Origin of the sequence: Micromonospora sp. NPDC051227, assembly GCF_044455385.1 — a bacterium.
Lineage (GTDB): Bacteria > Actinomycetota > Actinomycetes > Mycobacteriales > Micromonosporaceae > Micromonospora.
Genome location: NZ_JBITET010000008.1, coordinates 114,323 through 128,742 on the forward strand (window position 1 = coordinate 114,323; position 14,420 = coordinate 128,742).

General features: G+C 70.9%; 12 protein-coding genes. 2 read left to right on the top strand and 10 right to left on the bottom strand.

Annotation, left to right across the window (positions count from 1 at the left end; all coding sequences use genetic code 11):
- Positions 1–48: 48 nt before the first annotated feature.
- A complete protein-coding gene (gene hisS / locus ACIA47_RS20670; protein WP_396709903.1) occupies positions 49–1,377 on the bottom strand; it encodes a histidine--tRNA ligase in 1,329 nt (442 codons plus the stop codon).
- Positions 1,378–1,450: 73 nt separating this feature from the next.
- Entirely contained in the window at positions 1,451–2,161 is a 711-nt protein-coding gene (locus ACIA47_RS20675; RefSeq protein WP_030488361.1) for an MBL fold metallo-hydrolase, read from the bottom strand.
- A 270-nt stretch (positions 2,162–2,431) separates the two neighbouring features.
- On the opposite strand from ACIA47_RS20675, the gene ACIA47_RS20680 reads away from it, so the two are divergent.
- Both ACIA47_RS20680 and ACIA47_RS20685 read left to right on the top strand, forming a co-directional pair.
- Positions 2,432–3,316 (top strand): peptidylprolyl isomerase, encoded by an 885-nt coding sequence (locus ACIA47_RS20680; RefSeq protein WP_203126196.1) that lies wholly within the window; start codon positions 2,432–2,434, stop codon positions 3,314–3,316.
- Positions 3,317–3,375: 59 nt separating this feature from the next.
- A complete protein-coding gene (locus tag ACIA47_RS20685; RefSeq protein ID WP_396709906.1) occupies positions 3,376–4,218 on the top strand; it encodes a peptidylprolyl isomerase in 843 nt (280 codons plus the stop codon).
- Positions 4,219–4,314: 96 nt separating this feature from the next.
- Here the strand turns inward: ACIA47_RS20685 and ACIA47_RS20690 are convergent, their stop codons facing one another.
- The 8 genes from ACIA47_RS20690 to ruvC form a co-directional block, all read right to left on the bottom strand.
- The gene (locus ACIA47_RS20690; protein WP_396709908.1) at positions 4,315–6,837 is read right to left on the bottom strand and encodes a RelA/SpoT family protein; all 2,523 of its coding nucleotides are present in this window, start codon (positions 6,835–6,837) and stop codon (positions 4,315–4,317) included.
- Between the two features lie 197 nt (positions 6,838–7,034).
- On the bottom strand, positions 7,035–7,601 hold the full coding sequence (locus ACIA47_RS20695) for an adenine phosphoribosyltransferase (protein WP_396709910.1): 567 nt from the start codon (positions 7,599–7,601) through the stop codon (positions 7,035–7,037).
- A 79-nt stretch (positions 7,602–7,680) separates the two neighbouring features.
- Positions 7,681–8,880, bottom strand: a complete 1,200-nt coding sequence (gene secF / locus ACIA47_RS20700) for a protein translocase subunit SecF (protein WP_396709911.1) — start codon at positions 8,878–8,880, stop codon at positions 7,681–7,683.
- Between the two features lies 1 nt (position 8,881).
- Positions 8,882–10,795 (bottom strand): protein translocase subunit SecD, encoded by a 1,914-nt coding sequence (gene secD / locus ACIA47_RS20705; RefSeq protein WP_396709913.1) that lies wholly within the window; start codon positions 10,793–10,795, stop codon positions 8,882–8,884.
- A 278-nt stretch (positions 10,796–11,073) separates the two neighbouring features.
- Positions 11,074–11,430: a preprotein translocase subunit YajC gene (gene yajC / locus ACIA47_RS20710; protein ID WP_396709915.1), complete on the bottom strand. Its 357-nt coding sequence runs from the start codon at positions 11,428–11,430 to the stop codon at positions 11,074–11,076.
- Positions 11,431–11,552: 122 nt separating this feature from the next.
- Positions 11,553–12,620, bottom strand: coding sequence for a Holliday junction branch migration DNA helicase RuvB (ruvB, locus tag ACIA47_RS20715; protein ID WP_112677965.1), 1,068 nt, complete (start codon positions 12,618–12,620; stop codon positions 11,553–11,555).
- Between the two features lie 16 nt (positions 12,621–12,636).
- Complete coding sequence (gene ruvA, locus ACIA47_RS20720; protein WP_091401818.1) at positions 12,637–13,239, bottom strand: Holliday junction branch migration protein RuvA; 603 nt, start codon at positions 13,237–13,239, stop codon at positions 12,637–12,639.
- Complete coding sequence (gene ruvC, locus ACIA47_RS20725; RefSeq protein ID WP_112584546.1) at positions 13,236–13,763, bottom strand: crossover junction endodeoxyribonuclease RuvC; 528 nt, start codon at positions 13,761–13,763, stop codon at positions 13,236–13,238. Before ruvC ends, ruvA begins: the two co-directional genes overlap by 4 nt.
- Positions 13,764–14,420 lie beyond the last annotated feature (657 nt).

Consider the following 14,420-nt stretch of genomic DNA (forward strand, 5'->3'; position numbering starts at 1 on the left):
ACTTACGCTACCGTAGGTCCCCGCGGCCGTCAGCGCCAGTGGGGACACTCAACCGACAGTGGGCTTCAGGTCCGCCAGGGGTGGCATCCACTCCCCCGCACCGGCCGTGACCTGCTCACCGGAGCGGATGTCCTTCACCTCGTCCGGCGCACCCTCGGCACCGGGGAACCAGACGTACGGGATGCCCCGTCGCTCGGCGTAGCGGATCTGCTTGCCGAACTTCGCCGCGCTCGGCGACACCTCGGTCGGCACCCCGCGCCGCCGCAGCGCCTCGGCCACCCGGTTGCTGGCCGTACGTTGCTCCTCGCTGGTCACCGCGACGAGCACAGCGGTCGGCACCTCCCGTGAGACCGACAGATCCCCCGCGCCGAAGAGCAGACCGAGCAGCCGGGTCACGCCGATCGAGATCCCCACCCCCGGGTACGAGACGGCGCCGGCGCTGGCCAGGTTGTCGTACCGGCCGCCGGAGCAGATCGAACCGAAGCGCTCGTAGCCGCGCAGCTGGGTTTCGTAGACGGTGCCCGTGTAGTAATCCAGCCCACGGGCGATGCGCAGGTCCGCCACGCAGAGGCCGGGCGAGTGCTCGGCGGCGGTGTCCACCACCCGGACCAGCTCCTCGATGCCCTCGTCGAGCAGCGGGTCACTCACCCCGAGCGCCCGGACGGCGTCGGCGAACGAGGCGTCCGGGGCGGAGATCTCGGCCAACGCCAGGCACGCCTTGGCCTGCGCCTCGCTCGCCCCGGCGGTCTGGGCCAGCAGCTCGGCCACCTTCGCCGGGCCGATCTTGTCGAGCTTGTCCACGGCGCGCAGCGCCGCCTCCGGGTCGGTCAGCCCGATGCCCCGGTAGAAACCCTCGCAGATCTTGCGGTTGTTGACCTGGATCGTCACCGGTGGGATCGGCAACGAGCGCAGCGCGTCCCCGATGACCAGCGGCATCTCCGCCTCGTGGTGCGCGGCCAGGGTGTCCCGGTCGACGATGTCGATGTCGGCCTGGACGAACTCCCGGTAGCGGCCCTCCTGCGGCCGCTCACCCCGCCACACCTTCTGGATCTGGTAGCGGCGGAACGGGAAGCTCAGCTTGCCGGCGTTCTCCAACACGTACCGGGCGAACGGCACGGTCAGGTCGAAGTGCAGGCCGAGCTGGTCGTCACCACCGGCACCCTCGGCGTCGGCGTGCAGCCGCCGGATCACGTAGACCTCCTTCGAGGTCTCGCCCTTGCGCAGCAGCTGGTCCAGCGGCTCCACGGCGCGGGTCTCCAGCGGCGCGAAGCCGTACAGCTCGAAGGTGGCCCGGATCTTGTCGAGCACGAACTGCTCGATCATCCGCTGGCCGGGGGTCCACTCCGGGAAGCCGGAGATGGGCGTGGGCTTGCTCATCGGCGTACTCCTTGCGGTTCCGCGCCGGTGGCGCGGTGGTGTCGTGGGTCCGCGCGCGGCGCGGACAGAAGATCTAGAGGCCCCGGGTGGGAGCGGCCGGCGACGTGCCAGCCACCTCGATGAGGTACGGGTTGCTGGCGCGCTCGCGGCCGATGGTGGTGCTGGGGCCGTGGCCGGGCAGCACGACGGTGTCGTCGGCCAGCGGGAGGATCTTGTCGCGCAGGCTGGTGAGCATGGCCGGCATGCTCCCGCCCGGCAGGTCGGTGCGGCCGATCGACCCGGCGAAGAGGACGTCACCGGAGAGGCACAGCTCGTCAGCCTCCCAGCTCGACCCGGCGCCCGGCAGCCGGAACAGCACCGACCCGCCGGTATGGCCCGGGGCATGGTCGACGGCGATCTCCAGGCCGGCGAGCGTGAGGGTGGCGCCGTCGGTCAACTCCGCCACGTCCTCCGGCTCGGTGTAGCTCAGCCGGCCGCCGAAGAGCGACGTCAGGTCGGTCGAGAGGCCCTTGGACGGGTCGGCCAGCATCTCCCGGTCACCGGGGTGCACGTACGCGGTGATGCCGCGCGCGCCGCAGACCGGCGCGACCGAGAAGGTGTGGTCGAGGTGGCCGTGGGTGAGCAGCACAGCGGCCGGATGCAGGCGGTGCTCGGCGAGCAGCGCGTCGAGCTGGTCGAGCACCCCGATGCCGGGGTCGACCACCACGCACTGCTCCCCCGGCGCGGTGGCAACCACATAGCAGTTGGTGCCGAAGGCGTCCGCGGGAAAGCCGGCCACGAGCACGGGCACTGTCCTTTCCGTCGAGCAGCTGTCGTCCTGCACAGCAGCCTATCGGGCGGGCTGAGCGAGTTTGCCGCGTCCGTCCCAGGGGTCCCGTAGGGCACAGTGACAACCTCCGATAAGCGCTGCTCGGGACGGGGTGGACCTCGTACACCACATTCCCAGTCACTAGCCGTACACTCTGGCGGGCGTGTGGCGCGGCACACGTGACGCCCGGACGGGCCGGGGCGACCGGCCGCCGGCGACGACCAGGTAGAGGAAAGGGGAGCACCTGTGGCTTCCAGCAGGGACCGGCAGCGCAAACTGGCGCGGGCCAAGCTCGACCGGCAGTTGGCTCGCCGGGCCGCCGCTACGCGGCGCCGACGGCAGATCCAGGCCGGAGTTGGCGCCGCTCTGATCCTCGTGTTGGTCGTGGCCGGCTCAGCCTGGGCGCTCGGTGCGTTCGACTCCGATCCGAAGCAGAACACGGCCGCGGAGGAAACCTGCCTCTGGACGCCGCAGGACGCGACGGCCAACACCAACCTCAAGGACGTCGGCACGCCGGCCACCAAGGATCTGCCCACCGACGGCACCCGGGCGATGACCGTGACCACCAACCAGGGCGCGCCGATCACCGCGGAGCTGAATCTGACCAACTCCCCGTGCGCGGCGGCGAGCATCGCCCACCTGGCGAGCCGGTCGTTCTACGACAACACCAAGTGCCACGAGATCACCGCCGAGGGCGCGCTGCGCTGCGGCGACCCCAGCGGCACGGGTCTTGGTGGGCCGACCTACTCGTTCTACGACGAGGAGTTGCCGACCGTGCCGTCGGCGTCGCCGTCGGCCAGTCCGGCCCCCGGCCAGCCGCCGACGTACCCGAAGGGCACGGTGACCATGGTCTCCAACCCGCCGGGCAGCAACGGCAGCCAGTTCCTGATCTTCTTCAAGGACTTCACCACCGCCGACCCGAAGTACCCGGTCATCGGCCGGGTGACCGGCGGGCTGGACGTGGTGGAGAAGATCGGCGCCCTCCCGACCGTGGACAATGGGACCGGGGCGAAGGTCAAGCCCAGCACCGATGTGACGATCCAGAGCCTCACGGTCGGTGAGCCGGTCACCGGTGCGGCACCGGCTCCCTCGGCCTCCGGCACCCCGGCCAGCAGCCCGAGCGCCGGCTGACCGGGCGCCACCACCCACCCAAGCGGCACCCAGCAGCAGACAGCCAGGAGGATCCAGGCGTGACGTCCACCAGAGAGCGGCAGCGCGCGGCGGCACGCGCCCGGCTCGAGAAGGAGATGGCCGAGCGCGCGGCCAAGGCCCGCAAGCGCCGGCAGACGACGGCGATCGTCAGCGCGGCTGCCGCGCTGGTGCTCGTGGTCGCCGGCACCGTCTGGCTGGCGGTGAGCCTCGGCGGCGACGACGACAACAAGAGCGACACCGCCGCGCCGGCGGCGGGCGCGGCCGAGTGCGCGTACACCGCGCTGCCCACCGAGCAGCGGCCCCCGCAGATCAAGGACGTGGGGGTGCCGAGCAACCAGCAGTCCGCCAAGGGCGTCCAGACCATGACGCTCGACACCAACCTCGGCCCGATCACCGCCAAGGTCGACCGGTCGCTGGTGCCGTGCACGGCGGGCAGCTTCACCCACCTCGCGGAGAAGAACTTCTTCGACAACACCAAGTGCCACCGGATGGTGACCGAGGGCATCAAGGTGTTGCAGTGCGGTGACCCCAGCGCCACCGGCAACGGCTGGCGCCCCACCGACGGCCAGGGCGGCCCGAGCTACCGCCTGCCCGAGGAGAACCTGCCCACCGACAAGCGCCCGCCGTACCCGGAGGGTGTCATCGCGATGGCCAACTCCGGCCAGCCGGGCAGCACCGGCAGCCAGTTCTTCATCGTCTACGGCGACTCGCCGCTGGACGCGACGTACACGGTGCTCGGCACCATCACCGGCGGTCTGGACATCGTCAAGGACGTGGCCAAGGCCGGCGACGACGGTGCCTTCGCACCGCAGCCCGGTGGTGGGCACCCGAAGAAGGAGGTCATCATCAAGGACCTCACGATGAGCAACCCGCAGGGCTGACACCCGCGCGCACGACACAGCGCCCGCCGGCTGAGCCGGCGGGCGCTGTCGTGTTCTCGGGGTACGCGTCGAGCCGCGGAACCGATCCGGTGGGCGTCAGGCCCCGGAGGTGACCCGGTAGGCGTCGAAGACGCCGTCGACCTTGCGGACCGTGGCCAGCAGGTGGCCCAGGTGCTTCGGGTCGGCCATCTCGAAGCTGAAGCGGCTCACCGCCACCCGGTCGCGGGTGGTGGTGACGGTGGCGGAGAGGATGTTCACCCGCTCGTCGGAGAGCACCCTGGTGACGTCGGCCAGCAGCTTGTGCCGATCCAGAGCCTCGACCTGTATGGCGACCAGGAACGTCGACGCGGAGGTGAGCTTCCAGCTCACCTCGACGACCCGCTCGCTCTGCGCGCGCAGGTCCTCCGCGTTGGCGCAGTCGTCGCGGTGCACGCTCACCCCGCCGGAGCGGGTGACGAAGCCGAACACCGAGTCCGGTGGGACCGGTGTGCAGCAGCGGGCCAGCTTGATCCAGACGTCGCTGACGCCCCGGACCACCACGCCCGGGTCGCTGCTGCTCTGCCGGCTGCGCGGCGGCCGGGTGGCGACGGCGGTCTCGGCGATGTCCTCCGCCGCGCCCTCCTCGCCGCCGTACGCGGCCATCAGCTTCTGCACCACCGACTGCGCGGAGACCTGGCTGTCGCCGACCGCCGCGTAGAGCGAGGCCACGTCGGCCAGGTGCAGGTCCCGGGCGATCGACATGAGCGCGTCGGAGGTGAGCATCCGCTGCAGGGGCATGCCCTGCTTGCGCATCGCCTTGACGATCGCGTCCTTGCCGGCCTCGATCGCCTCCTCGCGCCGCTCCTTGTTGAAGTACTGCCGGATCTTCGTCCGGGCGCGCGGGCTCTTGACGAAGCCCAGCCAGTCCTGCGTCGGGCCGGCTGTCTCGGACTTCGACGTGAAGATCTCGATCACGTCGCCGTTGGACAGCGTCGATTCCAGCGGCACCAGCTTGCCGTTGACCCGCGCCCCGATGCACTTGTGTCCCACCTCGGTGTGCACCGCGTACGCGAAGTCCACAGGTGTCGACCCGGTCGGCAGCGGGATGACGTCACCCTTCGGGGTGAAGACGTACACCTCCTGGCTGGACAGGTCGAAGCGCAGTGCGTCCAGGAACTCGCTCGGGTCGGCCGCCTCACGCTGCCAGTCGAGCAACTGCCGCAGCCAGGTCATCTCGTCGATGTGCGCGGGCGGGCCGACGATCTGAGTGCCCTTGTGCTCCTTGTACTTCCAGTGCGCGGCGATGCCGAACTCCGCGGTGCGGTGCATCGCGTACGTGCGGATCTGCATCTCCACCGGCTTGCCGGTGGGCCCGATGACCGTCGTGTGCAACGACTGGTACATGTTGAACTTGGGCATGGCGATGTAGTCCTTGAACCGGCCCGGCACCGGCTGCCAGTTGGCGTGGATCACGCCCAACGCCGCGTAGCAGTCGCGCACCGTGTCGACCAGGATGCGCACACCGACCAGGTCGTAGATGTCGTTGAAGTCGCGACCCCGCACGATCATCTTCTGGTAGATCGAGTAGAGGTGCTTCGGCCGCCCGGTGGTCTCCGCCTTGATCTTGGCGGCCTTCAGGTCGGTCTGCACCTTCTGCGTCACCTGCCGCAGCAGCGCCTCGCGCTGCGGCTGGTGCTCCCCGATCAGCCGGTTGATCTCCTCGTAGCGCTTCGGGAAGAGAGTGCCGAAGGACAGATCCTCCAGCTCCCACTTGATCGTGTTCATACCGAGCCGGTGCGCCAGCGGCGCCAGGATCTCCAGCGTCTCCTTGGCCTTCTGCTCCTGCTTGGGGCGGGGCAGGAAGGTCAGGGTGCGCATGTTGTGCAGCCGGTCGGCCAGCTTGATCACCAGCACCCGCGGGTCCTTGGCCATGGCCACGACCATCTTGCGGATCGTCTCGGCCTTGGCCGCGTCACCCAGCTTGACCTTGTCGAGCTTGGTGACGCCGTCGACCAGCAGGGCGACCTCGCCACCGAAGTCGGCGCGCATCTGGTCGAGGGTGTACTCGGTGTCCTCGATGGTGTCGTGCAGCAGCGCGGCGACCAGCGTGGTGGTGTCCATCCCCAGGTTGCCGAGGATCGTCGCCACCGCGAGCGGGTGGGTGATGTAGGGGTCACCGGACTTGCGGTACTGCCCGGAGTGCCACCGCGCGGCCGTGTCGAAGGCGCGCTGGAGCAGCCGGGCGTCCGCCTTGGGGTGGTTGTCCCGGTGGCTGGCGATGAGCGGCTCCAGCACCTCGCTGACCTGGGAGGTCTGCCAGGGCGCGTTGAACCGGGCCAGCCGGGCCCGGACCCGCCGGCCGGTGGGCGCGTTGGACAGCCCGAAGCCAGCGCTGGGCGACGGTTCGACGCTGGCGTCGGTCGGGAACGGCACCACGACGCCATCGGCGCCGGGGGATGCCTCGACGCTCGGCGGGCCGCTGGTCGGACGCACCGCGCTCTCGCCGGGAGCCCGGCCGGAGCCGTTGCCGGTGCCCGTCACCCGGGCCGGCGCGTCGCCTGTCCGGTCGGTCACCGAGCCGTCAGCGTCGCCTGTCGGGTGCACCGTGCCCTCCGCCGGAGGGACGACATCGTGGGACACCGGCCTCCTCACCGCTCGCCGGAAACACGCCGGCCGAAGATCGGCCGACCTGGTCTCGCTCGCCGGACGGGATATCGCCGACGTCAGCAAAGGGCAATGCTACCCGCACGGACGGCCCCCTGCCGCTCCGCCGGACGGTCGGCGCCGGGTCCATCCGACGGGTCCGGGATCAAACGGTCAGCGGAGTACGGAACGGTTCAAACAGTCAACAGGGCGTGGACGGGACGCGGCGTCAGTCGCTCACGCCCACCCAGGAAGCCGAGCTCCAGCAGCACGGTGAAGCCGGTGACGGTGCCGCCGGCCCGCTCGACCAGGTCCAGCGTCGCCTCGGCGGTGCCACCGGTGGCCAGCACGTCGTCGACCACCAGCACCCGGTGCCCGGCGGTGAAGGCGTCCTCGTGCACTTCGAGGGTGGCCTCGCCGTACTCGAGCGCGTAGGAGACCGAGTGCGCCGGGCGGGGCAGCTTGCCGGCCTTGCGCACCGGCACCACGCCCACCCCGGTCGCGTACGCGATGGCCGCCGCGACGACGAACCCGCGCGCCTCTATGCCGACCACCACGTCGAAGGTGTCCCGCCCGTGGTGGGCGACGATCCCGTCGATCACCTCACGGAAGACCTTGCCGTCGGCGAACAGTGGCATCAGGTCCTTGAACATGACGCCGGGTTTGGGGAAGTCGGGCACGTCCAGCACCCGACTGGCGACCAGTCGGGCGACCTCCGGGCCACTGTCCCCGTGCGCTGCGGCGCTGTGGGTCTCCGTCACGGCTGTTTCGCTCTCCTTCAACGACGAACGGCGTCCGGGCAACAGCATGCCGGACGCCGTTCGGGTGTTTCCTGTCGGGTCAGCGCCGCTTGGCGCCACCCGGCCGGTTGCCGCCGCCACCCGGGCGACCGCCCCGGGCACCGGTGGGCCGCTTGCCCGCCGGCCGAGCGCCCACCTTGGGGGCGGCACCGGCCAGCGCGGCGGCGTCCTGGTCGACCGGCTCGTCGGTCGCGTCGGCCTGGGTCACCGGGCTCGCGGCAGCACCCTTACCGGTGACCTCGCCGCGGCCGACTGCGCCCCGCCGGGTCAGGACGCGCTTGTTGTGCGCCTGGATCCGCGGGTCGTAGTTCTTCAGCAGCGCCAGCAGCGGGGTGGCCACCAGGATGGAGGTCAGGAACGCCACCGCCATACCGACGAACAGCACCAGACCGAGGTCCTTCAGCGTGCCGGCGCCGAGCAGGCCGGCACCGATGAAGAGCAGACCGCCGACCGGCAGCAGGGCGACCACCGAGGTGTTCAACGACCGCATCAGGCTCTGGTTGATGGCCAGGTTGGCCGCCTCGCCGTACGTCTGGTTGTTGTTGGCAGTGATGCCCCGGGTGTTCTCCTGGACCTTGTCGAAAACCACCACCACGTCGTAGAGCGCGAAGCCCAGGATGGTGAGGAAGCCGATGATCGTCGACGGGGTGACCTCGAAGCCGACAAGCGAGTAGATACCGGCGGTGAGGATCAGGTTGGTGATCAGCGAGGCCACCGCGGCCACGGCCATCCGCCACTCGAAGCGCAGGATCAGGTAGACCATCACCAGCGCGATGAAGATGACCAGACCCAGCACGGCCCGCTCGGTCACCTGGCTGCCCCAGGCCTCACTGACCTGGTTGTCGCTGATCTGGTCGGCGCTGATGCCGAGGTCCTCGGCGATCTGGGCCTTGACCGCGGTGGCCTGCTCGGCGGTGAGCTGCGGCGTGCGCAGCTCGTAGGAGTCGCCGCCCGGGCCGCCGACCTTCTGCGTGGTGGCCACCGTGACGCCGGTGTTCTCGGCGGCGAGGGCCGAGTTGACCTCCCGCTCGGCGTCGTCCAGGGTGCCGACACTGGCCGGCACCTGGAACGAGTTACCGCCGGCGAACTCGATGCCCAGGCTGAACCCACGGATCGAGAAGCTGAGGATCGCGATCAGGACCAGGACCCCGGCGACGCCGAACCAGAGCTTGCGCCGGCCGACGATGTTGAGACCGGCCTCGCCGTTGTAGAGGCGGCTCGCCAGACCGTTTTCAGCCATCTCAGGCCTCCTTGGCGCGCGGGTTGCGGGGCTGAGTCGGCTGGTTGCGGGCCGGCAGTGCCCGGCCCAGACCGCTGACCCGCGGGGACAGGAACGCCCGGGTCCGGGCGAACATCGTCATGATCGGGTGCCGGAAGAGGAAGACCACCACCAGGTCCAGCACGGTGGCCAGGCCGAGCGCGAACGCGAAGCCCTTGACCGTGCCGACCGAGACCACGTAGAGCACCACAGCGGAGAGCAGGGTGATCGCGTTGGCCGAGATGATCGTCCGGCGGGCCCGGATCCAGGCGCGGGGCACCGCGCTACGCGGGCTGCGCCCCTCCCGGATCTCGTCTTTCAGTCGTTCGAAGTAGATGACGAACGAGTCCGCCGCCACACCGAGCGAGACGATCATTCCGGCGATGCCGGCGAGGGTGAGCGTGAAACCGATCTGCCGGCCGAGCACCACCAGCGCGCCGAAGACCAGCAGCGCGGAGAGGATGAGGCTCAGGAAGATCACCGAGCCGAGCAGCCGGTAGTAGAAGAACGCGTAGATGATGACCAGCAGCATGCCGATGCCCGCCGCGAGCAGACCGGCGCGCAGGTGGCTGGCGCCCAGCGTGGCGGTGACGTTCTGCGCCTCCTGCTGCTCGAAGGTCACCGGCAGCGCGCCGTAGCGGAGCTGACCGGCGAGGGTGCTGGCGTCCTTCTGGGTGAAGGTGCCGGTGATCTGGGAGTTGCCGGTCAACACGCCCTGGATCTCCGGGGAGGAGACGATCTTGTTGTCCAGCACGACGGCCACCCGGCACTTGCCGTCCTGGCCCAGCGCGGTCGCGTCGCAGGCCTGGCCCTCGTTGTTGAACGCCTCACGGGTCAGCGAGGTCCACTTGCCCTGGCCGTCGCCGGTGAAGTCCAGGCTGACCACCCAGGCGTTGGTCTGGTCGAGCACCGCGTCGGCGTCGGAGACGTCCGTGCCCAGCACCTTGGCCTGGTCGAGCAGGTACTTGGACGCGCCGTCCTCGCAGGAGACCACCTGCTGCTTCGGGTCGGAGATCGACGCCGGGGGGCGCTGGTCGAGCTGCGCGCAGCCGATCGTCGGCACGTTGAACTGCATCTGCGCCGGCAGCACCGCGACCTCCTGCGGTGACAGCGTGCCGAACGGCTTGAGCTTCTCGGCCAGCGAGGGGTCGGCGGTCAGGTCGGCCGGGGCCTGCAACCCGTTGGCGGCCTGCCACGCGGCGGCGCCGACCTTCTGCTCGACGACCTTGCGCTGTTCCTCGACGCTGGCCGGCACCGGCTCTGCGCTCGCGCTGGGCGAGGCGGCGCTCGGCGAGGCCGTGGCGGACGCGGAGGGCGTGGCGCTGGGCGACGCCGGGGCCATTCCGCCCTGACCGCCGCTGGGCGACGAGGTCACCTTCGGCGAGGCGCTGCCCGTCGGGGTCGGGGTCGCGGCGCCGGACGGGGTCGCGCTGCCGGTCGGGGCGGCGCTTCCGGACGGGGCCGGCGTGGCGGCGGGTGGCGCCTCGGCCACCCCGCTGCCGGAAGCGGCCTTGAGCACCTTGCGGAAGCGCAGCTCAGCCGCTTCGCCCACGTCGTCGAGGTTCCGGTTCTCACCGGGCAGGGAGATGACGATGTTGCGGTTGCCCTCGGTGACCACCTCGGCCTCGGCCACGCCGAACGCGTTGACCCGGCTCTCGATGATCTCGCGGGCCTCCTCGAGGTTCTCCGCCGTCGGGGGCTTGCCGTCGACGCTGTTGGTCGCCTCCAGTGTCACCCGCGTGCCGCCGATGAGGTCCAGGCCGAGCTTGGGCTCGAGCCGGTCCTTCCAGCTGCCGCTGGCGCCAGCGAAGAACACCAGAAGATAGAGGACCACGAAGATGAACCCGAGCACGGCGAGCTGCCGCCCGGGGCGCATCTGTCCCTGAGGTGGTGCCACGGCTGTCCTGTCTCCCTGTACGGTCGCGCCGCTGTCGCAGCGGCGGCGGTGTCGGGCCGGGGGTCCCGCCCGACGGGGTCTGCCTTGAGCCGACGGAATGCCGACACGAGGACCGGGCACCCCGGCGCGGAACGCCGACGGTCACGGGAACGTGCCGACGCCCGGCGTCGACCCAACTATCCAGTTTTCGCGTCTCGCCCGCTGCCCCGTTCGGGCGCGACGACCCGGAAGCCGGCTGACCGGCCGTACGCCGGACTCGCCGCTCCCGGGGGGAGGGGTCAGTCCTTGGCGGTGTCCGCGTCCTCGGTGACCGGCTCGCTCGGCAGCTCCGCGCGAGTGACCACCCGCGCGATGGCCGGGCGGGCGTAGCGGGTCTGCACGCCCGGTGCGACCTCGATCAGGACGGTGTCGTCCTCGATGCCGGTGACCGTGCCGTAGAGCCCACCGATCGTCACGACCTCGTCGCCGGGGCCGAGGTTGGACTGCATCGCCTCCGCCTCTCTGCGGCGCTTCTGCTGGGGCCGGATCATCATGAAGTACATGACGCCAAAGAGCAGGGCGATCATCAGGATCGGCGTGAAACTGCCGGCCCCGCCACCCGGTGCTGCCAAATGCACGGTTACTGACCTTCCCATTGGCCACCTCCCCGGCACCGTGGGTGCCGGAGCGGAGGCGGATTCTCACGTCCTGTACAGACCGCGGCGAAGTCTAAACCCTGCACCTGGGAACGCCGAATGCGGCACAGATCACGTTCACATCACGGCTGATCGACATCCAAGGAGAACAAGTCGGGCACAGGTGGACTATCCGCACCAAATGTACCATTCGGCGGTGTCCGCCCCAGATGCCGCCAGGCGGCCTCGGTCGCCACCCGCCCCCTGGGCGTACGGGCCAACAGCCCAGCCCGCACCAGGAACGGCTCACAGACCTCCTCGACCGTGTCCGGCTGCTCCCCCACCGCAACGGCGAGGGTGGACAACCCGACCGGGCCGCCCCGGAACGAGTCGACCAACGCGGTCAACACCGCGCGGTCCAGCCGGTCCAGGCCGAGCGCGTCCACGTCGTACACGATCAGGGCCGCACGGGCGGTGTCGAGATCGACCACCCCGTCCGCCCGGACCTCGGCGTAGTCGCGGACCCGGCGCAGCAGCCGGTTGGCGATCCGCGGCGTGCCCCGAGACCGGCCGGCGATCTCGGTAGCGCCCTCCGGCGTGATCGGCACCCCCAGGATCCGCGCCGAACGGTGCAGCAGCGTCTCCAGATCCGCCGGGGCGTAGAAGTCGAGGTGCGCCACGAAGCCGAACCGGTCCCGCATCGGCCCGGTCAACAGGCCCGAGCGGGTCGTCGCGCCAACCAGGGTGAACGGCTCGACGTCCAACGGGATCGCCGTCGCCCCCGGCCCCTTGCCCACCACCACGTCGACCCGGAAGTCCTCCATCGCGCTGTAGAGCAGCTCCTCGGCCGGCCGCGCGATCCGATGGATCTCGTCGATGAAGAGCACGTCGCCCTCGGCGAGGCTGGTCAGGATCGCCGCCAGATCACCGGAACGCTCGATCGCCGGGCCGCTGGTCACCCGGATGCCCGCGCCCAGCTCGGCGGCGACGATGTTGGCCAGACTCGTCTTGCCCAACCCGGGTGGGCCGGAGAGCAGGATGTGATCCGGCGGCGATCCCCGCCGCATGGCGCCCTGCAACAGCAGGTCGAGCTGGTCGCGTACCCGGTCCTGGGCGATGAACTCGGCCAGCCGCCTCGGCCGTACCGTGGCCTCCGCGTCCCGGTCGGCGTCGCTGACGTACGCCGAGACGAGCCCCTCGGTCTCGCTCATCGCGCGGCCCGCGCGGTCATCGGGTACGACCGAGCAGTCGGATGGCCTGCTTGAGCAGGACCGGCACCGGCGGGGTCTCACCCTCGATCGACTCCGCCACCGCGGCCACCGCCTGATCGGCCTGACCGGCCGTCCAGCCCAGCCCCACCAGCGCCTGGCGGACCTGGTCGGGCCAGCTGCCGCGGGTCACCCCGGCCACCCCGTCGGCGCCGATCGGCACCGGACCGATCCGGTCACGTAGCTCCAGCACCAGACGTTCCGCGCCCTTCTTGCCGATCCCGGGTACGCGGGTCAGGGCGGCCGTGTCGGCGTTGGCGATCGCCTTGCGTACCGCGTCCGGGGTGTGCACCGCCAGCACCGCCTGGGCCAGCCGCGGGCCGACCCCACTGGCGGTCTGGAGCAGCTCGAACAGCGACTTGGCGTCGTCGTCGGCGAAGCCGTAGAGGGTCAGCGAGTCTTCCCGCACGATCAAGCTGGTGGCGAGCCGGGCGACCTGGCCGACCCGCAGCTCCGCAAGGGTCCCCGGGGCGCAGTGCACGGCGAGCCCGACCCCGCCGACCTCGATCACGGCCTGGTCCGGACCCGTCGCGGTCACCGTGCCGCGCACGCTGGCGATCATCGCGCTCCTCCTCGTCGTGCCCGATCGGCTGCGGCAGCCAGTTTGGAGCGGGTCCCGCCGCGCCACACGTGGCAGATGGCCAGGGCCAGCGCGTCGGCGGCATCCGCCGGCTTCGGCGGCTCGGCCAGCCGCAACAGCCGCGTCACCATGGCGGTCATCTGCGCCTTGTCGGCCTGACCGGACCCGGTCACAGCGGCCTTCACCTCGCTCGGGGTGTACGTCTGCACCGGCAGCCCGGCACGCGCCCCGGCCAGCACGGCGATGCCACTGGCCTGCGCGGTGCCCATCACCGTGCGCACGTTGTGCTGGCTGAACACCCGCTCGACGGCAACGCTCTCCGGTTGATGCTCGGCGACCAGCTTGTTCAGCGACCGGTCCAGGTGCAACAGGCGCAACGCCAGGTCATCGGCCGGGTCGGTGTAGACCACGTAGTAGGCGACCAGGGTGCAGGGCCGGCCGGGCACACCCTCGACAACGCCCACCCCACACCGGGTCAACCCCGGGTCCACACCGAGCACGCGCACGCCGCCCCCTCCCCAGCCGTCAGCAGTACGTGTGTTCGACACCCTACTGCCCGCCCTCCCAGCAGCCCCAGGGGACACGCCCTCACCTCCAGTGCGGCGCGTCCGCAGGAGGCAGGACAATTCAGGGGCCGCAGGCCGACCCCCATGCCAGTCACCGGGCGCGGGCCGCCCTGGTCGGCGGGGTGAGGACCAGGCCGAGGACACCAGGGTGAGGGGCCGGGCCCGGGCGGCCCGGGGCTGGCCGAGGACAACGGGGGCGAGGGCCGCGCCCGGGCCGGGGCGAGCGAGGCCGAGGACACCAGGGGGTGAGGGCCGGCCCGGACGGCCTGAGGGCCGGGCCGAGGACAACGGGGGCGAGGGCCGCGCCCGCGCCGGGGCAAACGAGGCCGGGGCCTCCGGACGCGACCCAGGCTGGCCGAGGTCGACGCGCGTCGCGGAGATCTGCGCTTGTTGCGGCTTTCGACGCGCCTCGCCCGACTCTCAGTGCTGCGCGTGACGAGATCTTGGACAGTTTCCGTTAGTGCTAACGGAAACTGTCCAAGATTGCCAGCGTTCGTGGCTCTGCCCGGCGCGAGCATTTGTCGATCGTGGAGTTGTGCGGTGGATAGAGCGGGCGAATCACCAGCAACCGGGCACCGCCACTCACTGATCGACCAG

Bases quoted from the DNA above. Each gene is read 5' to 3' on its own strand.
- ruvA (WP_091401818.1), bottom strand. From the start codon at position 13,239: ATGATCGCCAGCGTGCGCGGCACGGTGACCGCGACGGGTCCGGACCAG.
- yajC (WP_396709915.1), bottom strand. From the start codon at position 11,430: ATGGGAAGGTCAGTAACCGTGCATTTGGCAGCACCGGGTGGCGGGGCC.
- hisS (WP_396709903.1), bottom strand. From the start codon at position 1,377: ATGAGCAAGCCCACGCCCATCTCCGGCTTCCCGGAGTGGACCCCCGGC.
- secF (WP_396709911.1), bottom strand. From the start codon at position 8,880: ATGGCTGAAAACGGTCTGGCGAGCCGCCTCTACAACGGCGAGGCCGGT.
- ruvB (WP_112677965.1), bottom strand. From the start codon at position 12,620: ATGAGCGAGACCGAGGGGCTCGTCTCGGCGTACGTCAGCGACGCCGAC.